The following is a 20547-nucleotide window of genomic DNA, read 5'->3' as shown; positions in this document are numbered from 1 at the left end:
CCCCATTTACTTTTATCATAAAGCAAGCACCGGGTTTGAGGGGTAAACCGATGGAGGCCTGGGCTACTGAACTCTGGCTGTATGACACAGATAAACCGCCGAAGCTGGCAATCGTTCGATGAAATGCGAAGAGCCGCCGAACAGGGCGATGCCGCCGCGCAATGCTATTTGGGGATTTGCTTTCAAACCGGGCAGGGGGTCAAGCAGGACCATCCCGAAGCGGTCAAGTGGTTCCGCCGTGCCGCTGAACAGAATGATTCGTCAGCTCAGTGTTATCTTGGTTTTTGTTTTCAAACCGGGACGGGCGTTCCGCAGGAGTTTGGACAGGCCGCCAAGTGGTTTCGGGAAGCAGCCGAGCAGGGAGACCCGGCGGCGCAATTCAATCTGGGTGTGCTGTACGAGACCGGGCAAGGTGTGCCGCAGAATTATGCCGAGGCGGTCAAGTGGTATCATGCGGCTGCCGAACAGGGTGAGCCGCAGGCGCAGTTTAACCTGGGCGTCTTTTATGAGACGGGCCAGGTCGTGCCGCAGAATTACGAGGAGGCAGTCCGCTGGTACCGTTTGGCGGCCGAGCAGGAGTGCGCTCCAGCGCAGTGCAATCTGGGACTATGTTACGAGACCGGGCGTGGTGTGCCACAGAACGTGCGCGAAGCCGTAAAGTGGTTCTGCCGCTCCGCGCGAGCTGGAGACAAAACCGCTCAACACAATCTGGGGGTTTATTACGCAACCCTGGAAGCCGCCGAAGAGGCTACCCGCGAGGCGGAGCCCGCCATCGAACAGGCAGGCGACGCTGCAGTGATTCCCTAGCCCGGAACACGCAAAATGCAACAGGAGGAAACGGAGAGAACAGAGATTTTTGAAGCACTTTGTGAGCAAGGGAGGCGCAACAGCGCCTCACCATTTAGTGAGCAGCCACAAGGGTGTAAGAAACAGTTTTGGCTTCGTGTTCACGTCTCTGTTTTCTCTCTTATCTCCTGTTCAAATTGACTGGTTACGGCTTAGCCGATTTGTGCATTGACTCGCCGGGCTGGTTGACCAAAGGTATTGCGCCTTATGGGTCGAATTCAACGAGCGCTGCTTTCGGTTTCAGACAAAACGGGCCTGGTCTCTTTGGCCAAAACTCTTGCAGCCGGCGGCGTCGAACTGATTTCCACGGGAGGGACTGCCAAAACCCTGCGCGAGGGGGGCTTGCAAGTTACCGATCTGAGCGCCTACACCGGGTTTCCTGAAATGCTGGATGGACGTGTCAAAACCCTCCATCCAAAAGTTCATGGGGGACTGCTCTACGTGCGAACCAATCCGGCGCATGAAACCGCCATTCGCGAGCATGGCATCCTGCCGATCGATCTCGTGGTAGTGAACCTGTATCCGTTCGAGCAGACCGTCGCCCGGCCTGAGGCGACTCTCCAGGAGGCAATAGAAAACATCGACATTGGCGGCCCCTCGATGCTCCGCAGCGCGGCCAAAAACCACGAGAGCGTCACGGTCGTCGTGGACCCGGCTGATTACGCGGAAGTGGCTGCTCAAGTTCAGCGCGAGGGCAATACAACCCTGGACCTGCGGCGAAGGCTTGCAGCCAAGGTCTTCGCACGGACGGCAGGGTATGATGCCGCCATTGCCGCTTATTTTAGCAAAAGCTTTGACGTGGTCGCGCCGGGAGGTCTTCCTTGTGTTCTGGCGGTCCATGCGCCGTTAGCTCAAACGCTTCGCTACGGAGAAAACCCACACCAGGGCGCCAGTCTTTATGGCCGATTCCATGAGTACTTCCGGCAACTGCACGGCAAGGAGCTGTCGTACAATAACATTCTGGACCTCACAGCCGCTGCCGCCTTAATCAGTGAGTTTTCCGCCGACGGCCCTGCCCTGGCGATTCTCAAGCACACCAATCCTTGCGGTGTTGGCCAGGGCGCTACCTTGCGCGAGGCCTGGGAAAAGGCATTTGCGACAGACCGCCAAGCGCCCTTTGGCGGCATTATTTCTGTCAATCGCATCCTCGATTTGGCCGTTGCCGAGGCGATTGCGGAAATATTCAGCGAAGTGATTGTGGCCCCCGATTTCACTCCCGAAGCCCTCGATTTGCTGAGAAAGAAGAAGAACCTCCGCATGATGCGAATGCTCCGGTCGCCTCATAGTACCGAAGGTCTCGATATACGCAGTGTGGGCGCCGAATCGTATTTGGCGCAAGCACCGGACGCAAAACCGGCTATGGGCGAAAGGGGCAAAGTCGTGACGCAACGTCAACCAACCGAGTCAGAATGGCAGGCGATGTCATTTGGCTGGCGAGTGGTCAAGCACGTCAAGTCCAACGCGATTGCGTACGCAACCGCAGACCGGACATTGGGCATTGGCGCAGGCCAGATGAGCCGGGTTGATTCGAGCCGTTTAGCAGTTTGGAAGGCAGGCCAGGCCGGGCTCTCTCTTGCAGGCAGCACCGTATGCAGCGATGCTTTTTTTCCCTTTCCGGATGCGCTGGTGGCAGCAGCCGAGGCGGGAGCCACAGCGGCGATTCAGCCAGGCGGTTCAGTGCGGGATGCCGAGATTATTGCCGCGGCGGATAGTCGTGGCCTGGCCATGGTCTTCACAGGAATACGGCATTTCAGGCATTAATCCATCCGCTGAGTTCGTTCATTGCAGGAGCCAGTAAAGCAAGGCGATTTGGGCCAGGGTAACCAAGCAGATGGACGCCCAGGAGACCGCCTCGCGCAGCCCCAACGCCCTTTGGCGGGTATCCCCAAGCCAGAATTGCAGGCTGGCCGAACCGAGTTGGACAAGGTCCCCGTTTCGCAGGGAAAGCCGTTCGACAGCCTGGCCGTTGACGCGCACCAGGGCCTGGGCCTCCGTTCTCAGAATGAAGCCTTCGGCCGCGTCGCAATCCAGGACGAAATGCTTCTCCCAAACACCATCTTCCTCAAGCCGCAGGCCGTTCTGTGAGCCGCGGCCAACCTGTACAGGAAAACGGCGGGCAACCCACGTGGCGCCCGCCTGTTTGCCGGACAGGATTTTGAATTGGACCATTACCAGAACGGATTGCGGCGCGGCACCCAGATTTTGTCTCCAGGAAAAATCTCGAGGTCCAGTTCCGGATGCCGCTGGGCCCGAACGCAATTGACTGTGACCGTCTTGCCATTGGCGCGGGTCAAAACGACGCCTCGTTTTCTGGCAAAGTCTGTAAAATCACCTGCAGATTGAATGGCCTTCAGGACTGTGATGCGGCTGATGTAAATCTGGCGAGCAGGCAGTTTCACCTCACCGCCCACATAATAAAACCGGCTCTGTTCGGCATGCTCGACTTGGACGGTCATGGTCTTGAAGTAATCCGGGACATACCGCGCGCGAATCTCCTTCTCCAAATCGCGGCGGGTTTTGCCAGCGGCCTGGAACGTCTGGTTCTGGATTAAAGTAATGGTGCCGTCTTCCTTGACCCGGTCCGAGATGGGCGGCTGTGGGACTGGCAGATCGCTGAACGTGATAATCACGGCGTCATTGGGGTGCAGCACGTCAAGGACGTTGGTTTGGTCCATGGACCCTGGGTCCATGGCGGCCCCTGTGACAGGAGCCGGGGCGGCAATTGCCGGCGAGGCAATCGCCGAGGAGCCAGCCGGCCCTCCCGGCATGTCCGCGAAGCGCGGGTCACCCGCGCCGCTCTTGCATCCGGCCAGCAATAATACGCCAAACACCAAACCGCACACTGCCCTCCAACCGCCCGCCAACTTGCTTGCGCTCATCTTCGTCATGTCACTATCTCACTCTCAATATCTTTGTTTGATTTCAAGTTTGTCTTTCTCGCCATTGCCGCCTTTTACGGGCGCAGCGGGCTCCTCTTCATTATGCGTGTAATAATCGTGGTAATACCCGCTGTAATAATAGTAGCTCTCATCCTGCGACATATTGATGTTGTTCAGCACGATGCCGATGAGGTTGCCGCCTACCTTCTCGATCAACTGCTTGGCGCGAATATTCATCGGTTGCGGGTACCGCCGATACTGGATGACTTGCAAGGTCATATCGACTTCGCTGGCCAGGATGGAGGCGTCACTCACGCCCATGACAGGGGGAGAGTCGAAAAAGACAAAGTCATAATGTTGCTTCAATTCAGTGATCAAATCGCGCATCTGGGCCGAACTGAGAATGCCCAGCGAGCTGCTCGGCAATTTGCCGCTCGCCATAAAGTCGAGGCTCGGCAGATTGGAGGTCTGGATGACTTCTTCGAGCGTGTTTTGCTTCAGAAGATAATTGGTCAGCCCGATGCTGTTGCTGACATGGAGCATCTTGTGCAGGGTGGGCCGCCTCAAGTCGGAGTCCACCATGAGCACCCGCTGGCCGCTCTGGGCAAAGACGGCTGCCAGGTTGAACACGGTCGTGGATTTGCCTTCGCCGGCGCCCGCGCTGACGACCGCCACCGTGTTGAGCTTGTCGTCCTTTCGCGAGAATAGCAGATTGGTGCGCAGCACGCGATAGGCCTCCGCATGCGGGCTTTCTCCTCCCTCTTCGGTGAGCAAGCCGACATTCTGCGGGATAACGCCCAGCACGGGGGCGCCCAAGGTGCGTTCGACATCGTCGATGGTCTTCACGCTGGTATCGAGGTATTCAATGAAGAAGGCCAACCCGACCCCGACCACCAGCCCGATGATAATGCCTAAAGCTATATTGAGCGTCTTGTTGGGGCGAACAGGTTTGATGCCGGGCACGGCGCGGTCCACAATTTCCACCATCGAGGCCCTGGGTAAATCCAACTCGGTCTTTTCCGAGGCGATCTTCATATAGAGGACCTGGCGGAATCGTTGGTACTCCTCGAGTTTGCGCTTGGCTTCCCAATACGGGCGGCTCTCGGTGGACTTGTTGATGTCCTTTTGGGTCGCTGCGGTGACCTCGTTGCTCAAGTCAATCAGGCGCTGCTGGAGCGCGCCAGCCTTGATGTCCAGCCCAAGGACAATACCGTCCACACGTTCTCTAATCTTCTTGTTGATGTCATCGACCTGAGCGCTGATGGTCGCATACTCTGTGTTCTTTGGCCCTAATTGCTTCTCAGCGGCAACCAGCTTTTGATCGGCAAGGGTCAATTGTTCGAGCAACCCCGACAACAGGGAGTCCTGCACCCCGGTGGTCGGAATAGCCTGGGCCAGTTTGTCGGGAGGCAGGCCCTTCAAGCTGTCCAGCAACGTCTTGGCCCCAACGAACTCAGCCTGGCTTTCGATGCGAATTCCTTCAATGTGGCGCAAGGTTTCCGCCGAGAGCATCATGGTTGGGGCCTCCGATGAGCCGAGGGGGTCGGAAATCTTAAGTTTATCGCGCAGGTCATCGACGACCTGCTGCTGCTTGTCCACTGTGCTCTCCTGTTCGCCGATGCGCTCTTCGAGGGCTTTAATGCCGCCCTGAGTCAGGCTCTGGCGCTCTTGCACACGGTGCTTGCGATAAGTTTCAGCGATTTTGTTGGCAAGGTCGGAGGCCTCCTGGGGGCTCTCGCTGTAATAGACGATCTCGATGAGGCTGGTGTTGCGGACGGGCCGCAAATCCAAATGGTTTTTGATCCAGGTCATGGCCTCAGTGCGCGTGAAGGGCTGCCCATTATTATATTTCTTGCCCCAGGTTTCCTGCAGATTGAGGTCCTTGATGACATCGCCGAGGATAACCTCGGATTGGATCACTTCGAACTCGGTTTGGATGAAATAAGGATCATAAACGCCCAGCATTGGCTGGTTGCCCATCACCCCGGAGATGTCCGTCTGGTCGCGCTCGACTTTAATGCGGGCCTTGCTTGAGAACGACTCGGGCAGAATGAATGTCACCAGGGTGGCGGTAATCACTACCAGCAAAAAAACCGCCAGGATGACCGTCTTGCGAATACGAATAATGCGCCAATAATCCAGGAAGTGAAGCTTGGCCTCCTGCGGCGGTGGTGTTTTCGATGGATCCATATAACGTCAATAAAAAGGGGGGCTAGTTTTAGCCCAGCCCCCCGGTTACTACATCAATCCTAAACTAATATGTGGCGGTAACGCCAACGTAAACTCGATTCTCATCAAAGGCACGGCCCATGATGCTGGATTCCAACCGGTCATAGCTGTAACCAACATCGCCCGAGAAGAAGGCGGTGAACCGGTACTGCAGGTCGATGCCCGCCATGTAAAACTGTTCGGCGTCGTTGTTGAACGCGCCGCCGTTGTAAATCGAGTTCTGGAATTGGCCGTTGAGGTTCAAAAAGAGGTTGCCCAGAAGCTGATGCTGCAGCGTCAGGAACACCACCGCTGACTCGGCATCGGTCGTGAAATCACTACCGGTTCCGTTGAAACTGAAACCGACAATGTCGGTTGCATTGCGGTCATAAGAAAAACCGCCCTCGATGAAGCTGCCCGGAGCGTAGGTGTACTTCAGTGTCGCGTTCACGTAAGGCGTGTAGCTGGCCTTGGTGCTGGGATCGTTATAATAATCCGTATAGCTGCCGCCGGCGCGAACGGCTGCGGTTAAGTTCGGCAGGAAATTGTGCTCGATACCCACATAAACCGTGTGCTCGCGGTTGTCGCGCATCCGGCTGGTGATGAGGCCAACTGGAGGGCCAAACGCCGGAATGAACCCACCGATGTATTCATCACCCATGTAATCGAAATCAGAGAATTGATACCCCAAAAGGGCCTTGGTCTCGGGTTGCAGTTGGAATGTGCCCTCGATGTGAGCGCGATTCTCATCCCGATTCAGCACACCGGCGATACTGGGTTGAATGACATCCTCAAAGGGGCCCACTGGCACAGCGGTCGCCCCATTGGCCACATAATGGTAATAGGCATTATCGTAGCCCAGGCTCAGCCCAAACACAGGCGTAAGCTGGGCATCCAAAGCGATGGTGCCGTAGTTGCGGATGTTGTCGCCTGAGACGCGATAAAACGTGGAGAACGCATTGCCGGCGCGCAGCATGTCAGGTTCCTGGCCGATCACGAACGAATCCGTGACCCGCGCATGGAGTTGTTCGCTGAAATCGTGGGTGAGGTTGCCGGTGAAGGTGAAATCCTGGTCGATATGGCTGGTGCTGAAGACGGGTTTATTCTCGTAATAAATCATCGAATAAAGCACACCGAGGCTCACAGTGGTATTCTCCACAGACCACGCCAAGGCGGCCTGGGGGCTCACCTGGAAACCGAACGAGCTTCGATGGTACCCCGCGGGAGTGGGGGTATCGTTCGGGAGTGTGCCCGGGTTATCATCATAAAAGCCACGGAGCGCGACCGAGATGCTCCAGGGCTTCGAGGTATCCGGAGTCCCCAAATCCTGGGCACAGGCAGATTGAATTGCAGACGCGCCGAGCGCAACCAAACCGACGGAGGCAACGATTTTTTTCATAGGTTCTGATTTCGCGTTCTTTTACACCCAAAGAGAGTGTGCGAACAATTTAAATCCTGTAAGGTTTTATCCAAATTGCGCGAGCACGTCAAATAAATCTTTTAGATTTTTTTCATTGTCCAGGGGTGAGAAAAGCAAGACTGCTTTGCCACCCGCTTACACTGCTCTCCCTGCGCCAAGCTCCGCATGAGGACGCAAGAAGCCATTTGGATTTTGACTAACGCCTTGACGAATTGTTCAAAGATTTTTTTGATTTTTTTTCCTTTCATCGACCGGGCACGTTCAAGTTCTGGCCGACGCGCAATCGGCGCGGGTCGAGTCCCGGGTTGGCGGCCAGGAGAGCGTTGAGCCGGATTCCATATCTCTTTGCGATGAGGATGGGGGTTTCGCCGGGTTTGACGGTGTGGGTGCGGTGAGTGGTTGGCGCAGTGGGAGCCTCGGCAAGGTTGGTTGGAATAGGCGCAGCGACAAGAGAAGGGGCTCTGGATGGGATGGCAGCGGGTGGTTGGTTGGTGAGCGCATCGAGGCGCGCGGCGTAAGCTTGCCAGCTATCCAGTTGAGCTTTCAAAACCCGATTTTGTTCGGTGAGTCTTTGATTCTCCTGCGTGAGTTCTTGCAGGTCGTGCTGCACTTTTTCGGACACTGGCCCCAGAGAGACGGTTTGCGCCAACTGCTGTTTGCATTTCATAATGCGCTCTTTGACCACCCCGGCATTCTCAGCGCCCGGGCGCAGCTTGAGGTAACAATCATAATGATAAATAGCGGCGGCGGGGTCGGACTCTTTTTGGTCGCAAAGGCAGGCGAGTTCGAAATGAGCAGAAGCCGATTGGGGATTGACCTGAAGGGCCTGTTCGAAGGCCTCCATCGCCCCCTGAAAATCCATCGTGCTGATTCGGCTTTTGCCGGCGAGGAAGTGGGGTTCTCGTTCTTCATCCAACTGGCTGGCTGCGGGCATGCAGCCGCCCAGGGAAAAAATGAGCAGCAGACCTAGGGCAACACGAACCAGACCAGCCGAACGAGTCATAGGAGGACACTAAACAAAGCCGGATGAACATTCAATGACCTGTTGGGTTTTCTGTTTTGCCGAATGGATTGCCCGCAGGCTCCGTTGCGACGGGATGGCGTGGAGCGTTGAAGGTTGCAAAACCAAGATAAATCCAGCCAATAACAAAATGGATTGCTCCAGCCACCATCAAGCGCACTAAATCCAGCCAACCCAGGCCGTAGAGGAGGATGGCCCCGATCAGCCACAGCGCACCGGGCATCAAGGCCGCGCCTGCCAAACGCCAACTGCCGGCCAGGGTTAAATCGCGATTGGCAAAAAAGCCGAGCAACCAGGCCGGCAAACAGTAGGCCGTCGCCAGGAGTGACCAGGAACAAAAAAGCCAGAGCACGACGGCGCCTGCGGTTATGGCCAGCAGGATGGGGCCCCAGGCGCCCCACCACGCCCCCAGGTCCGTCCGGTTGAAAGGGACAACGTAGCCACGCGGATAAGGGCACTCCAGAAAACCGAATAACGAAATCAATTTTATATCGCTGGTTCCAAACTCGGCCTGCAGATGCGCGGGCGAACGGACCTCACCAGTATGGTTAAGGTCCACGGTGAGGGCCAGGAACCGATTCTCGGCCAGGCTGACGGGTGAATCGGCATTCCAAAGCAGCCGGCTCGAGCGAACCTGGCCCTGCGGGGGCAGTTGTCCAATCGCCTCGGCAATCACGGGATACCAATCCGTTTTGACGAACCAAACCACGACTCCGGCTGCAAGCAGACTCACCACAAACTGAATGAGCCACAGCCGGCCAAACGAGGCGCGCGCGAAAGCGGCGATGCATCGAGGGGTCAGCGGTTGCCAGGCCAAGGGCTCTGAGTCCATATCTGTTCATGTTCTAACATCAATTGCCGCTCGGCGACAGGCTTCAGCGGCAAAATGTTAAGTGCTGGGTCAGCGGTGGGGCGGCGGCTGTCGCCAGGGCCTTCAGGAGGCAGGCGTCTGCGGTGGCGGGGCCTGCGGCGGCTGGTTAGGGGGTGTGACGATGACCGAGAGAGGGTAGCGAATCTTCATGACATCATCGACGAGGACTTCGACGTAGTAAGCGCCTGCGGCCTTCAATTCGACCTGGCCGAAAACGGTGACATTGGTCGCGTGAAGCGTCGCATCCTGCAACTGGAATTTCACTTCGCCTTTGCGCAGCACCGTCGTTTGGTCCGGCGCGATGAAACGAACCGTTTCGGTGAATTGCCCGACTCCGGCAGTCCAGCGATTGAATAAACTGAGCTTGAGAGCCACAACGGGCAGTTGGGGGACTCGAATGAAATTAATCACGCCGATGAGAAAAAAATTGCCAGTGACTTCCTGGCGGATTTCTTCGCACAAGAGTGAGCATTGCAAATCAGGGAGGATTCGGGTGGCTTGCATCAGATTCGGGGAGGAGGGTTTTGCATTGACGTTGAGAGCTGGGCGGCTGCAGTTGGTTCAGGAGGAAAGGCTCATCTGGTGGAAGTTGATTGCACACTGGACTCGGCAGCCCGGACGGTATTGTGCATCAGCATGGCGATGGTCATGGGCCCAACGCCGCCTGGGTTGGGGGTGATCTTGCCGGCAATCGGTTGCACGGCCGCGAAATCCACATCCCCTGCCAAACGCGAGCCGCTTGGGGCTGAAGCATCAACGATTCGATTGACTCCAACGTCAATCACTGCTGCGCCCGGCTTGACCATATCGGATTTGACGAACTGCGCGACCCCCATCGCCGCGATCAGGATGTCCGCCCGCTGGCAATGCGTCCCGATGTCCCGCGTGCCCGAATGGCACAACGTTACGGTGGCGTTGGCATTTTTTTCTTTTTGGCACAACAGGGCCGCCATCGGTTTGCCGACAATGTTACCGCGCCCTAAAATGACCACCTCCGCGCCGCTGATGGTGATTTCAGAGCGCGTGAGCAACTCGCGAATGCCCGCCGGAGTGCACGGCACGAACCCGGTAGTATCACCCAACATCAGCTTTCCCATATTGACCGGATGAAAACCATCGACGTCCTTCTCGGGCGACAGGCTCGAATAAACGCGCGAGGCGCGAATGTGGGCCGGGAGCGGCGCTTGAACCAGAATTCCGTGCAGGCGCCGATTGACGTTGAGCCTGGAGATTAATGCCAGCAACTCCGCTTCGCTGGCGCTCTGGGGGAGTACGTGCGTTTCGGAATAGATAGCCAATTCGTGGCACGTCTTTTCCTTCCGGCCAACATAGACTTTGGAGGCGGGGTCTTCGCCGACGCGCACGAAAGCCAGGCCCGGCTCGATGCCGCGCGATTTGAGAGTGGCAATGCGTCCGGCCAATTCGCTCTGGAGTTGGCGAGCGATGGCGCGCCCGTCAATTAGGTTGGCCGGCGCCATTAGGCAGCGGGGAAAAATCGTCCAGGACCTGAATTTTCTGGATGGTAATGACGGGTGTATTTCCCCAGCGTTCTTCGAGGGCTTCCTCGCCCGTGACGATGATGCGCAAGCCTTTGTAGCGGCGCAGGTCGAGGTTTGGCGAGGTGGTGTAGAGATAATCAATCACCCGGCCATTTTCAGGGCTGATGAGCTCGAAATGCGTGGGGGCCTGGATGCTGAAGGTGCCGCGCACCACGCCTTCGTGCTGCACGATGCGCTTGGGTGGCGGCTCCTCGGGCGCTGGAGTTGTAACCATCGGCGTTTCTGGCGGGGCATTGGTTGGAGCCGGGTTCTCGATGGCCGGCGCCGGAGCCGGGTTAGCGGCAGGAGCAGGGGCCAGCGGAGTGGCCTCGGCGACGGTCGCCGGGGCAGCGGGCGGTTCGGCAGGGGCGGCAGGCGTTGGCGCAGTCTCCGCCGGCTCCTGCTTCAGGAATTGGGCGGCGACAAACGCGTAGGCATCAGCCGGCGGTTCGATTTGCGTCCAGTCGTTCTTAGCCCCAACGGCCTTGACGGAATCCCCGCGCTTCAATCGGCCCAACACACTATAATTCTCCCCGGGGCCGCTGCGCAGATTGAGTTTCCTGGCCAGAACCGTTTGGTTTGTCGCGTCGATATAGGAGGACTTGACCCAAACATGCGTATTGGTTGGCAGAAGGATTTTGGCCCAGGCGGAGGGTTCGCTGGGTCCTGAGTGGTTTCGAGTAATCTCTTCCAGCACCGTGACGGTCTGGCCTTTGCTCAATCGCGTGACCACTTCGCTCTTCAGTTTGGCTTGCCCGCGCACATTGACATGGTTGGCATCCACGACCGCCGGGCCGGCTACCAGCGGCACCGTTCTCAATTCAGCGGCGGGGTCTTTTTTTCTGGCGGCACTTGCGCTGTGTTTCCTGGGAGAGTGTTTGCGTTTGGGCGCTTTGACGGCCGGGGCGTTTGTCGAGTTCTCCTGGGTTGGGCCGGGGGCATTGGTAATGGCTGGGGCCAACTCGGGGCTCTGGATGGGCGCAGCGGGCGGCGCGTCGGTCGCCTGCTGAGCCAGCAAGCCGGTCGAAAGCATCGTGCTTAAAAAAAGCCAACAGGTCATTTTCATAACTTAGCTCAGTAGAGATTTAATTTCGGCTGATGTCAATGTCCGCCATCTGCCCGGGCGCAGCTCGCCCAATTTGATGTTGCCAATCTGAATGCGTTGCAAACGCTTCACAGAAATGCCCTGGGACTCGAAGAGCCGCCGCACTTCGCGATATTTGCCTTCAGCTAAATCGAGTTCAACGACACTTTGAGAGGTTCCGGCGGAAATGATTCGCGCCTTTTCGGCCTTCAGTTTTTCGCCCTGATGCGAGATTCCGCGCGTGAACAGGCGCAAGGTCTGCTCCTGGACCCGGCCCTCGACGGTTGCCAGGTAGCGCTTGTGCATGCCGTAGCGTGGATGGGTCAGCCGCAGGCTCAACTGGCCGTCATTGGTCAGAAAGAGCAGGCCCTCGCTATTGAAATCCAACCGTCCAACCGAGTGCAAGTGGCCCCATTCTCTGGGCAGCAGCCCGTAAATTGTCGGGCGCTCGAATTCGTCTTTTCGTGAGCAAACCAACCCGCGCGGCTTATTCAACGCGAGATAAATTTTGCGTTTCGGGCGGACGAGTTGGCCATCGACCGAGACCTGGTCATGCGCCTCATCGACCTTGGCGCCTAAAGCCGTGATGGATTGGCCGTTGACCGCCACGCGTCCCTCCAGAATCATCTGCTCCCCGGCCCGCCTGGAAGCAATCCCGGCATCGGCAAGATATTTTTGCAAACGAACCAGAATACAGGTCTTAGGCCTCGCCCTTGGTTTTGCGCAAGCCGGTGATGCGATCACCCGGTTTCCATTGACCGCGCTTTTTCAACAACTCCAATCGTTCAAAGCGTTTCAGCACATTGCGTTTGCCCCCCAAGGTGGCGGCGGCGCGCAAACTCCGGTGTTGTGACATAAATCAAAATTCCTGTTTATTCGGTTGTTTCAATCCGCTCAAAGTTCCAAGCGGAGGGTGTATGTAGCACGGGGCGGGTCGAATGCCAATGCTAATCTGCTAACGGTTTAGAGCGTTGCCCGCCCCCGAACCAGCTTGGCAATCGCCACGATGGGACAAGGGGTTTGTGGCGGCTGCGCACGACCAGGACGGCGCGGTTGGCGCGGTTGACGATTTCACGGCTGATATCGCCCAACATGTAGGTGCGCAAGCTGCGGCTGAGTGCCGACCCGGTCACCACCAGGTCATAATCACCGCGTTGCACCTCGCGCAGAATTTCTTCCAAGACCGGCCCATGGCGCAGGCGGACCTCGGCGGTCACTCCCATGGATTCGAGCATCTCTTTTTCGTGCCGCAAATTACGGCCCAGTTCCGAAGGGGATTCGAGCAACCAGGCGGAGGTCTGTTCGATTCGAGGCAGGCCCGCAAAAATAGCCGGGGGCTCAGGCATCACGTGCAACAGCGTCACGACGGCCTGGGCGCCATGGGCAATTTGGCCGGTCAACCGGACGGCGTCATCGATATAGCGCTTGCCGCCGCTGCAAATGAGCACCCGCTTGATAGTGGCGACCTGGCCCGCAACGATGAGCACGGGGGGCTTGATTTCTTTGATGATCTTGTAGGATTTGGAGGACATCCAGAATAAGCCGCGGGTTTCCTTGCGCACGGCGCCAATGACCACCAGGTCATAGGCGGCCTCTTCCGTTCGGTGGATAATCTCCTCGAGCGGCTCGCCCGCCTTGGTGATGAGTTCGGCATGGATTTTCTTATCTTCCAGCAGAGCTTGTCCGCGCTTGAGCGACTCGAGAATGGAATTGAAATTGCCAGGGTTTTCCACAATCCCCAGCAACGTGACCGCGGCCTGGCATCCGGCGGCGATGGCGGCGCCCACGCGGACGGCGCGGTCCGCTTGCTCCGAGCCATCGCTGCACAGGAGCATTCGGAGCGGGCCTGCATCTGTTTTCTTTTCTATTGTGGCGCTCATGAGCAGGGAATCAGTGGCCGTGGTGTCCCATCATGAGGCCATGGATCATGATGAGCGCTCCGATAATGGGCAGCGGGATGAACGCCAGGCGGATGCGAGGGCCGACGAAATACTGGGTCAGGGTAGCGCCCATTTGAGCGCCAATAGCGGCGCCGGTGTGCATGACCAGGGCAATGAGGATATCGACATTGCCTTTAAGAGCGTGTGTGAGAGTGCCATAACTGGCGGAGATGATGATCTCAAAGAGGTCTGTTCCAATAGCGATATGAGTGGGTATGCCCAAAAGATAAATAAAACACGGCATCCGGATATAGCCGGCGCCGCCACCCAAAAACCCGCTGAAGAAACCACCGACAAAAGCCACCAGCAACACCGCCCAAATTGAGATGCGCTTAATCCCCGAGACCGGCAGGCTGATATGCGGGGGCAGACTAATCCGATGCACCGCGCGCCAAATGTGGGCCGCTGCGGAATGATCGCGGCCAGATGGATGCGCCCCCGGTCGTGAGCGCCCCCCTGGGCCATGCGAGCGCAGGGTCTTGATGCTCTCCCAGCTCATAAACACGGAAATGCCGGTCAGGATCACCACAAACGTCCAGCCGACGACCGCGTCGATATCTGCAGCGCGCTTCAAGGCTTGGATCAATTGCGCTCCGGCCTCCACACCGGCGATCGTGCCGCCCACCATAATCGAGCCCAGCTTGATATCGATGTTGCCCAACGCGCGATGTTTGCGCGCCGCCACGATTGATTTTCCCACGATATGGGCCAGGTCAGTGCCCACCACAAAATTCATCGGCACACCGGCGGCAAAGAGGGCGGGACCGGCCAAAAAGCTGCCCCCAACGCCGAAAAAGCCGCCCAAGATGCCGACAATAAAGCCCACGCCGATCAGATAAAATGGATTGATAACTACGCCGGCGATGGGAAAGTGCATCAATCCTCCGCGCGTGGTTTGAGCCAGGCCAGCAGCAGGCGAGTGAGCAGTTCCAGCAGCAATCCCTGGCCGACAATCAGACCCAACGCGATGAAGGCATAGGCCCGGCGCTCGGTTTGAAAAAGGCGCCACAACCAGGCGCCCAGGAAATGCAGCACCAGAAAATAATAGCCCGCCACCAGAGCGGCATAGAGCACGAACTCCAGGGAAAAGGATTTTAGTGAATTTTTAAATTCCCGGTTCATGGTCCCCGGAGCGCGCCGGCCGACATTATACCGCATCCACACGAGCACCCGCGAGTCGGAACAACCTAGCCGGGTGACTGCCGCTCCTATAGTCGGTTTTTACCCCAGGGGACGCTGGCTTGGCTTGATGATTCCTATGGCTTTGGCGTTTCCTTCGTAAAGGCGTTGACCATTTTGATGTTGGCCTCCTTAGCGGCGTCCATGACCTTAACGATTTGGCCAAACGGGGCGCTTTGGTCGGCGTTAATCGCCAGTTTGAGTCCCGGGGTTTTGACGGCTGCATCGACCAATCGCTGCTTGAGGCCATCGGCTGTGACCGGGATGGCATCCGGTCCCAGACGCAGGTTTCCTTTAGGATCGATGCTCACAACCAACGGGGCGCTTTCGTTCGCGCCGGTCTTTTGGGCCTGGGACGATTCGGGTAAAGCCAGCTTGAGCGCGGGCTGCTGCTTGAAGGTGGTGGTGACCATGAGGTAAATCAGCAGAACGATGAGGATGTCGATTAAAGCGACAATAATAATGGCGGGCGGATGCCGCCGTTTATGAACGTAAAAGCGCATGGTTACCTTTTTGCCACCTCTTCGCGGTACTGGCGGCGGATAAATTCATCGCAAATCGTCTCCATCTCGACTGCGATGGTCTCGACTTTTTTGGTGTAATAACTCCAGAAAATCAGCGCCGGGATGGCAATGAGCAAACCCATGAGGGTCGCCCGTAGAATAAGAGAGATGCCTTGGGCCAGCTTGGCGGCATTCTCCAGGCCCTTCTCGCCTACATCACCAAAGACGGTCATCATGCCCAGGATGGTGCCGACCAGGCCCAGCAGCGGCGCAATGCCCACAATGATTTCCAGCACCACCAACCCGCGTTCGAGCCTGGCGATCTCGTGCCGGGCGCGGGTTTGGAGGGCCTCGACATTCTCGACTTTGGGCCAATCCATGTGGTCGGCAGTCAGGATGAGCAGGCTGCTCATGGGGGCGCGGTGCTGCTGGCAAACCCGGCGCAGCATCGGGACATCCTCGGGAGTCTGGCAGGATTGCACCGCCGCCTCGATTTCAACCGGCAGCACCCGGCGCCAGCGCAAGGCAATCCCTCGTTCGATAATAAATGCCAGACCCACAATCGAGGTCAGGCCCAGCAGGACATAAACGATGGTTTCCATAAATCAGTAATAAATGAAGGTGAATTGAATGTTCCGGGTTTCGCCCATCACGCGCCGCATCTCAATCGGCCAAGGCTGAAAAGGGGCGGGGTCCAGGACGGCCTTTTCGCAGATCAACCCAAGGACCTCCCCGGCAGTGTTTTCGGCCATCTCCATATCGGTAACGCGCCCGTCATAGTGCAAAGTGAAGTGCAGCACCACTCGACCGCGGCTGTCCGAGGCGTACTGGCGCTCATCCAACAGGTCATACCAGTGTTGCTCGACCGCCTGGATAAATGCGTAATCGTACGCTCCAAAGGGCGTTCCCTTTACATCCAGTGAAGTATTGAAACGCCGGCTGACTCCGCCCTCCTCTTTCATCTTTTCTCCTGCCAAGCGATTGAAGTCCTGCTTGCGCGCCAGCGCCTCGGCTATCGTCCGCGGTCGTGAAACCGGCGCTTCTCCCGGGTCCTTAGGCGGGCTTGGCTCAGGCTTCGCCATCGTCAGGTCCCCGGGTTCGGGCGTCGGGCGTGGTTTGAGCTCGGGTAGTTCCTTTTGGGCCGGCTGCGGAGGAGGTGTGGGTTGAAGTGGAACAAATTTCGGGCGGGGGACATCGTCAGTTTTGGCGATGTCGGTCTGTTTGCCATTGATAAGCGGAGTGGCGGTGTCTTTGTTCGCGTCCGGGTTTGCGGCCTTGGAACTTTTATCGGAATAGTATTTGGCGTCCTTAGGGGGTTCGGTGGTGGCTTGGAGTGGGGTGACTTCCACGAACATCAGCGGGGCCTCTTGCTGCCTGGGCTGGAGCGGGTTTGGTTTCTTGTTCAACAGCTCCGCCACTTGTGCGAGCGGGCGGAGCCAGGCCGTGTGATGGATATCATACCACGCGAGGAGTTTCTTAGCGCCATAATAGCTGCCGAAAAAAAACAGGTGGATGGCCAATGATATGACCAATGCCCAAACCAGGCGCGAGGCCTCAGCCCGGTCCTGGTGTAATGATGGCGTTCCGGCAACAGACATCAGCTATCATCTTGCCGCACCCCGGCTGGAGGGGCAACTGTTTAGGAAGCGCTCCTAACAAACTTGCCACCCGCCAAATCCCTACCGACACTGCCCGGCATGGCTGTTGAATTGATCAATACGGGCAGCGAGTTGCTTTTGGGCCGGGTTCTCAACACGCACCAGCAATGGCTGTGCCGGCAACTGGCGGACTTGGGCCATGTCGTCAAGCGCCAGGTGGCTGTTCCGGATAACGCCGATTCGATAGAGACCGCCGTCCGTGAAGCCCTCGGGCGGGCGGACCTGATTTTTGTCACAGGGGGTTTGGGGCCCACTTCCGATGACCTGACGCGGGACCGAATAGCGCATTTGCTTGGCAAAACGCTGCGGGAAGATGCTGCTGTCCTCAAGCATATCAGCGGCTTTTTCGAGGCGCGCAACCGCGCGATGCCACAGAAAACGCGGGTTCAAGCCCTAGTGCCTGACGGTGCGCTGGTATTGCCCAACCCGCACGGCACTGCTCCGGGCCTGGCGATTGAGGTGCAACCCAATCTTTTCCGTCCCGGGCGCCAATCGAGCTGGCTCATCCTGTTGCCCGGCCCCCCTCGTGAGTTGCGCCCGATGTTTACTGATTCGGTGATTCCTTTGCTGCGACGCATTCCGGCCGGTGAATCCATTTTTGTATGCCGCACACTGCGCGCCACGGGCACAACCGAATCAGGCGTTGAAGGAAAAATCGGAGGGCTCTTGCTGCAGTTGGTGGAAGCCGGATTGGAATTGGGTTATTGCGCCCGTCCGGGCCAGGTCGATGTGCGCCTGGCGGCCCACGGGCCAAAGGCTGCGGACCTGGTGGCTCAGGCCGAGGCCCTGGTTTGCCCTCAACTTGGGCTCGACCTGTATAGCTCTGAAGAAGAGGAGCTGGAACGGACGCTGGTTCGACTGCTCGCCCAACGCCACGAGACCCTGGCGCTTGCCGAGTCATGCACCGGCGGGAGCATCGCCAATCGAATCACCGATGTGCCCGGCGCCTCAGCCGTTCTTCTCGCCGGCATCGTAGCTTATTGCAACGAGGCAAAGACCAAGTTCCTGGGCGTTGATGCCGCCTCTATATCCCAGCACGGCGCCGTCAGCGAGGAGGTCGCGCGGCAGATGGCCGAAGGCGCGCGGCGCCAAACCGGGGCTGATTATGCCTTGTCGGTCACGGGCATAGCAGGTCCGGCGGGCGGCACGGCGGAAAAGCCGGTCGGCACGGTGTACATCGGTTTAAGCGGCGAGTTTGGCGCCAAGGTCCTTCGAAACTACAATCCTTTGGACCGGGAAACGTTCAAGCAAATCACCGGCCAGCAAGCAATGGACTTGTTGCGGCGAACGATACAAGCAGGGCGCTAAGCCCCGTTGTCACCAATGGCTTCCACCGGGCATCCCTCTTTGGCTTCCTTGCAGCGGGCTTCTTCTTCGGGCGACTCGGGTTGCTTATAGACATAAGAATAGCCGCCGTCTTCATTGCGTTTGAAATTGTCCGGAGCGGTTTCGCGGCACAAATCGCAATCGATGCATTGATTGTCCACGTAATATTTGCCCGCTGTATTTTCAGGGTATTTGTTTGCAACATCAGCCATAAAAATCTTTCAGTTCAGGCGCGCAATATGGGCAGCGCCCCGGGGCATGGCAAGCGCATTAATTCTGGGCATTCTGGGAAACTGTTGTTGGGCGTGGCGGATTGCTGCGTGGTCATGATGGGATTGTCTCACAATCCCGGGCGCCTGGCGGGCGGCTGATAATACGGTCCCCAATACAACTGCCACAGGCGGTCCAGTTGGACGGTCTCGCCATGGCCATCATAAAATGAAACGTTAATCGCCCCTGGCAGCGGCTGATTCATCGGCCAGTACGTCGGAGCCGACGCAGGGCTGTTGCCGTGACGTGGCATAGTCATTGTGCCCATGCTCCAAACATAAGCAGGAGTACAGTCGCGGAGATTGATTGCGGGCCGGTCCGTCGCCGCTGGCTCCAACGTGTTCTCCCTGCACTCGGCGACAACCGGAGTTCACATCGGCTGCTTTATCCAATTCTCCGTCACGAAACAATTTTTACCACCGATCGTTGTACCAAAGTCGTTGTGTCGAAACCGCAGATCTATAGCCTTTTCAAAAAATGACCCATTCATCGCGTAACTTCCTGCCCGACGCTCGTTTTTTGTAGAAGGGACGTTTGGCGCCCCCTTGAAATAATAGAAATCCCACCAGTCGGGAAACATCCAGGCAGAGGCGGCACCCCCATAGTTTCCAAACTCCCGGTTAAAGATAGGATCCGTCCACGAAAGCACTATCGGAGCGCTCGGGCAAATCCACGGAGAGCCGAGCCGTCCAACCTCATTGGCGTACCAGTCACCCAGTTCCGGCTGGTCGAACCTGCCATTCAGCCCGTCTTTAGCCACACCAAAGCTCAGGTTTATCTGCCGTTGATTGCTCAGGCACACCACCGTGTGTGCCTTCCTCTTGGCGCGATTCAGCGCCGGCAGCAGCATCGCGGCCAAAATCGCGATGATGGCGATCACCACCAGCAGTTCAATAAGTGTAAACCCACGAGAATTCGGGGGCTCACCACAAAACAAGCTTGTGCGCATGGCGGTATCTCCGTCTAGTTTCAAACACCATCAACCCCGCTACTAGTACGCAGGTAAATCAAGATCTCACTGGGACTGTCCTCCAGGACGCTGAGCGGGCGCGAATGAATTCTATCGCAAATGATCGCCTCGTTGAGGGATGTTTTAAAATTCTCAGCGCCCGTTAAAGTGGAGATCTCCACGCACCCCTAAAAGTCCTGGCAGTCTGCGCAACTACCGCCGGGGTTGCTGCAGTCACTGCCGCAGGAGCCATAAACTACGACTAACGTCGGCGGGCCAGAAGGTAGATAATACTCTATGGACTCCATTCCCGACGGACAATCGTATGCCACGTTACAATAGGTGGTGTTCCATGCGCACATGGTACCGAGCCCGGTACAGGTCTCGAAGTTCCAGCCAACGAGGTCATCATACGAGGAGTCGGTAGTGATGTCGCACTCCTCGCCATTTATATCGACTATGGTGTCGGGTGGGGGGTTCAGAACGTTTCGGCAAGCGTCCGTGTTGCTTGGTTGGTAACAGCACGCATGAAGGGCGTAGCTGCCCACCACGAGCGCCGCCCAAATGGCGGCAATGCACATTATATTTGTGTTTCTTCGTCTCATATTACTGCTTTGGTTTTGGTTTTCTTTTTCTCTTTTGCGATCGCCACGGCTACGACGCTCGCCGTGGCAATGCAAAAGAAGAAATAGCTCGCAGAGCGAATCTGCCGCTTTCAATCTGCGAGTTCAAACTGCGCCCGGCATGCGGTTGCTCTTGGGGGTACTCAATCGACAAGCCGGTCGGCCGGCCACTCCCATTCACCTGCAACTTGGCCTTAAAAACCCGACCAAGCCAGTCGGTTCCCTGAGTAGA

At 57.4% G+C, this 20547-nt stretch carries 23 protein-coding genes and 1 pseudogene; 3 read left to right on the top strand and 21 right to left on the bottom strand.

Features of this window, described 5'->3' with window-relative positions; genetic code table 11:
• Positions 1–81 precede the first annotated feature (81 nt).
• Together VG146_08680 and purH are read left to right on the top strand one after the other, a co-directional pair.
• Entirely contained in the window at positions 82–807 is a 726-nt protein-coding gene (locus VG146_08680; GenBank protein HEV2392424.1) for a tetratricopeptide repeat protein, read from the top strand.
• A 246-nt stretch (positions 808–1053) separates the two neighbouring features.
• Positions 1054–2607, top strand: coding sequence for a bifunctional phosphoribosylaminoimidazolecarboxamide formyltransferase/IMP cyclohydrolase (purH, locus tag VG146_08675; GenBank protein ID HEV2392423.1), 1554 nt, complete (start codon positions 1054–1056; stop codon positions 2605–2607).
• A gap of 18 nt (positions 2608–2625) precedes the next feature.
• Here purH and VG146_08670 read toward each other — a convergent pair whose 3' ends face one another.
• From VG146_08670 to VG146_08590, 17 genes are all read right to left on the bottom strand, one after another.
• Positions 2626–3015: an FHA domain-containing protein gene (locus VG146_08670; protein HEV2392422.1), complete on the bottom strand. Its 390-nt coding sequence runs from the start codon at positions 3013–3015 to the stop codon at positions 2626–2628.
• Positions 3015–3725, bottom strand: a complete 711-nt coding sequence (locus tag VG146_08665) for a polysaccharide biosynthesis/export family protein (protein HEV2392421.1) — start codon at positions 3723–3725, stop codon at positions 3015–3017. The genes VG146_08670 and VG146_08665 overlap by 1 nt, the downstream gene beginning before the upstream one ends.
• A 24-nt stretch (positions 3726–3749) precedes the next feature.
• Positions 3750–5915 carry a polysaccharide biosynthesis tyrosine autokinase gene (locus VG146_08660; GenBank protein ID HEV2392420.1) on the bottom strand — a complete coding sequence of 722 codons (2166 nt, stop codon included), beginning with the start codon at positions 5913–5915 and terminating at the stop codon, positions 3750–3752.
• A 64-nt stretch (positions 5916–5979) separates the two neighbouring features.
• Positions 5980–7332: an outer membrane beta-barrel protein gene (locus VG146_08655; protein ID HEV2392419.1), complete on the bottom strand. Its 1353-nt coding sequence runs from the start codon at positions 7330–7332 to the stop codon at positions 5980–5982.
• 265 nt (positions 7333–7597) lie between these two features.
• Positions 7598–8356 (bottom strand): LysM peptidoglycan-binding domain-containing protein, encoded by a 759-nt coding sequence (locus VG146_08650; GenBank protein HEV2392418.1) that lies wholly within the window; start codon positions 8354–8356, stop codon positions 7598–7600.
• A gap of 31 nt (positions 8357–8387) precedes the next feature.
• Positions 8388–9206, bottom strand: a complete 819-nt coding sequence (locus VG146_08645) for a hypothetical protein (protein HEV2392417.1) — start codon at positions 9204–9206, stop codon at positions 8388–8390.
• Between the two features lie 102 nt (positions 9207–9308).
• Positions 9309–9749 (bottom strand): hypothetical protein, encoded by a 441-nt coding sequence (locus tag VG146_08640; protein ID HEV2392416.1) that lies wholly within the window; start codon positions 9747–9749, stop codon positions 9309–9311.
• A 71-nt stretch (positions 9750–9820) separates the two neighbouring features.
• Positions 9821–10723, bottom strand: a complete 903-nt coding sequence (locus VG146_08635) for a tetrahydrofolate dehydrogenase/cyclohydrolase catalytic domain-containing protein (GenBank protein HEV2392415.1) — start codon at positions 10721–10723, stop codon at positions 9821–9823.
• Entirely contained in the window at positions 10701–11849 is a 1149-nt protein-coding gene (locus VG146_08630; protein HEV2392414.1) for an SH3 domain-containing protein, read from the bottom strand. Before VG146_08630 ends, VG146_08635 begins: the two co-directional genes overlap by 23 nt.
• A 3-nt stretch (positions 11850–11852) precedes the next feature.
• Positions 11853–12548 carry a pseudouridine synthase gene (locus VG146_08625; GenBank protein HEV2392413.1) on the bottom strand — a complete coding sequence of 232 codons (696 nt, stop codon included), beginning with the start codon at positions 12546–12548 and terminating at the stop codon, positions 11853–11855.
• Between the two features lie 19 nt (positions 12549–12567).
• Positions 12568–12723: a small basic protein gene (locus VG146_08620; protein ID HEV2392412.1), complete on the bottom strand. Its 156-nt coding sequence runs from the start codon at positions 12721–12723 to the stop codon at positions 12568–12570.
• A gap of 91 nt (positions 12724–12814) precedes the next feature.
• Positions 12815–13747, bottom strand: a complete 933-nt coding sequence (locus VG146_08615) for a universal stress protein (protein HEV2392411.1) — start codon at positions 13745–13747, stop codon at positions 12815–12817.
• A 10-nt stretch (positions 13748–13757) separates the two neighbouring features.
• Positions 13758–14684, bottom strand: coding sequence for a sulfite exporter TauE/SafE family protein (locus VG146_08610; protein ID HEV2392410.1), 927 nt, complete (start codon positions 14682–14684; stop codon positions 13758–13760).
• The gene (locus tag VG146_08605; protein HEV2392409.1) at positions 14684–14929 is read right to left on the bottom strand and encodes a hypothetical protein; all 246 of its coding nucleotides are present in this window, start codon (positions 14927–14929) and stop codon (positions 14684–14686) included. The genes VG146_08610 and VG146_08605 overlap by 1 nt, the downstream gene beginning before the upstream one ends.
• Positions 14930–15063: 134 nt before the next feature.
• On the bottom strand, positions 15064–15489 hold the full coding sequence (locus VG146_08600; protein HEV2392408.1) for a biopolymer transporter ExbD: 426 nt from the start codon (positions 15487–15489) through the stop codon (positions 15064–15066).
• A gap of 2 nt (positions 15490–15491) precedes the next feature.
• Complete coding sequence (locus tag VG146_08595; GenBank protein HEV2392407.1) at positions 15492–16091, bottom strand: MotA/TolQ/ExbB proton channel family protein; 600 nt, start codon at positions 16089–16091, stop codon at positions 15492–15494.
• 3 nt (positions 16092–16094) lie between these two features.
• A complete protein-coding gene (locus tag VG146_08590) occupies positions 16095–17087 on the bottom strand; it encodes a hypothetical protein (GenBank protein HEV2392406.1) in 993 nt (330 codons plus the stop codon).
• 99 nt (positions 17088–17186) lie between these two features.
• Between VG146_08590 and VG146_08585 the strand changes: the two genes are divergently transcribed.
• Positions 17187–18455 carry a competence/damage-inducible protein A gene (locus VG146_08585; GenBank protein ID HEV2392405.1) on the top strand — a complete coding sequence of 423 codons (1269 nt, stop codon included), beginning with the start codon at positions 17187–17189 and terminating at the stop codon, positions 18453–18455.
• On the opposite strand, the gene VG146_08580 is transcribed toward VG146_08585, so the two are convergent.
• The 4 genes and pseudogenes from VG146_08580 to VG146_08565 all read right to left on the bottom strand — a co-directional run bounded on the left by VG146_08580 (position 18452) and on the right by VG146_08565 (position 20297).
• Complete coding sequence (locus VG146_08580) at positions 18452–18685, bottom strand: ferredoxin (GenBank protein HEV2392404.1); 234 nt, start codon at positions 18683–18685, stop codon at positions 18452–18454. The genes VG146_08585 and VG146_08580 overlap by 4 nt on opposite strands.
• Positions 18686–18813: 128 nt before the next feature.
• Positions 18814–19011: a hypothetical protein gene (locus tag VG146_08575; GenBank protein ID HEV2392403.1), complete on the bottom strand. Its 198-nt coding sequence runs from the start codon at positions 19009–19011 to the stop codon at positions 18814–18816.
• Positions 19012–19509: 498 nt separating this feature from the next.
• Positions 19510–19692 (bottom strand): annotated as a pseudogene (locus VG146_08570) (prepilin-type N-terminal cleavage/methylation domain-containing protein).
• 188 nt (positions 19693–19880) lie between these two features.
• Entirely contained in the window at positions 19881–20297 is a 417-nt protein-coding gene (locus VG146_08565) for a hypothetical protein (GenBank protein ID HEV2392402.1), read from the bottom strand.
• Between the last annotated feature and the right edge of the window lie 250 nt (positions 20298–20547).

The organism is Verrucomicrobiia bacterium, from assembly GCA_035946615.1.
Classification (GTDB): Bacteria; Verrucomicrobiota; Verrucomicrobiia; order Limisphaerales; family UBA8199; genus DASYZB01.
Note: the sequence above shows the minus strand (reverse complement) of the source record. Positions and strands in the feature narration are given on the sequence as shown.

Bases quoted from the DNA above. Each gene is read 5' to 3' on its own strand.
- VG146_08580 (HEV2392404.1), bottom strand. From the start codon at position 18,685: ATGGCTGATGTTGCAAACAAATACCCTGAAAATACAGCGGGCAAATAT.
- VG146_08635 (HEV2392415.1), bottom strand. From the start codon at position 10,723: ATGGCGCCGGCCAACCTAATTGACGGGCGCGCCATCGCTCGCCAACTC.
- VG146_08640 (HEV2392416.1), bottom strand. From the start codon at position 9,749: ATGCAAGCCACCCGAATCCTCCCTGATTTGCAATGCTCACTCTTGTGC.
- VG146_08655 (HEV2392419.1), bottom strand. From the start codon at position 7,332: ATGAAAAAAATCGTTGCCTCCGTCGGTTTGGTTGCGCTCGGCGCGTCT.
- VG146_08605 (HEV2392409.1), bottom strand. From the start codon at position 14,929: ATGAACCGGGAATTTAAAAATTCACTAAAATCCTTTTCCCTGGAGTTC.
- VG146_08650 (HEV2392418.1), bottom strand. From the start codon at position 8,356: ATGACTCGTTCGGCTGGTCTGGTTCGTGTTGCCCTAGGTCTGCTGCTC.
- VG146_08610 (HEV2392410.1), bottom strand. From the start codon at position 14,684: ATGCACTTTCCCATCGCCGGCGTAGTTATCAATCCATTTTATCTGATC.
- VG146_08600 (HEV2392408.1), bottom strand. From the start codon at position 15,489: ATGCGCTTTTACGTTCATAAACGGCGGCATCCGCCCGCCATTATTATT.
- VG146_08680 (HEV2392424.1), top strand. From the start codon at position 82: ATGACACAGATAAACCGCCGAAGCTGGCAATCGTTCGATGAAATGCGA.
- VG146_08620 (HEV2392412.1), bottom strand. From the start codon at position 12,723: ATGTCACAACACCGGAGTTTGCGCGCCGCCGCCACCTTGGGGGGCAAA.
- VG146_08575 (HEV2392403.1), bottom strand. From the start codon at position 19,011: ATGGGCACAATGACTATGCCACGTCACGGCAACAGCCCTGCGTCGGCT.
- VG146_08645 (HEV2392417.1), bottom strand. From the start codon at position 9,206: ATGGACTCAGAGCCCTTGGCCTGGCAACCGCTGACCCCTCGATGCATC.
- purH (HEV2392423.1), top strand. From the start codon at position 1,054: ATGGGTCGAATTCAACGAGCGCTGCTTTCGGTTTCAGACAAAACGGGC.
- VG146_08565 (HEV2392402.1), bottom strand. From the start codon at position 20,297: ATGAGACGAAGAAACACAAATATAATGTGCATTGCCGCCATTTGGGCG.
- VG146_08630 (HEV2392414.1), bottom strand. From the start codon at position 11,849: ATGAAAATGACCTGTTGGCTTTTTTTAAGCACGATGCTTTCGACCGGC.
- VG146_08670 (HEV2392422.1), bottom strand. From the start codon at position 3,015: ATGGTCCAATTCAAAATCCTGTCCGGCAAACAGGCGGGCGCCACGTGG.
- VG146_08585 (HEV2392405.1), top strand. From the start codon at position 17,187: ATGGCTGTTGAATTGATCAATACGGGCAGCGAGTTGCTTTTGGGCCGG.
- VG146_08665 (HEV2392421.1), bottom strand. From the start codon at position 3,725: ATGAGCGCAAGCAAGTTGGCGGGCGGTTGGAGGGCAGTGTGCGGTTTG.
- VG146_08595 (HEV2392407.1), bottom strand. From the start codon at position 16,091: ATGGAAACCATCGTTTATGTCCTGCTGGGCCTGACCTCGATTGTGGGT.
- VG146_08590 (HEV2392406.1), bottom strand. From the start codon at position 17,087: ATGTCTGTTGCCGGAACGCCATCATTACACCAGGACCGGGCTGAGGCC.
- VG146_08660 (HEV2392420.1), bottom strand. From the start codon at position 5,915: ATGGATCCATCGAAAACACCACCGCCGCAGGAGGCCAAGCTTCACTTC.
- VG146_08615 (HEV2392411.1), bottom strand. From the start codon at position 13,747: ATGAGCGCCACAATAGAAAAGAAAACAGATGCAGGCCCGCTCCGAATG.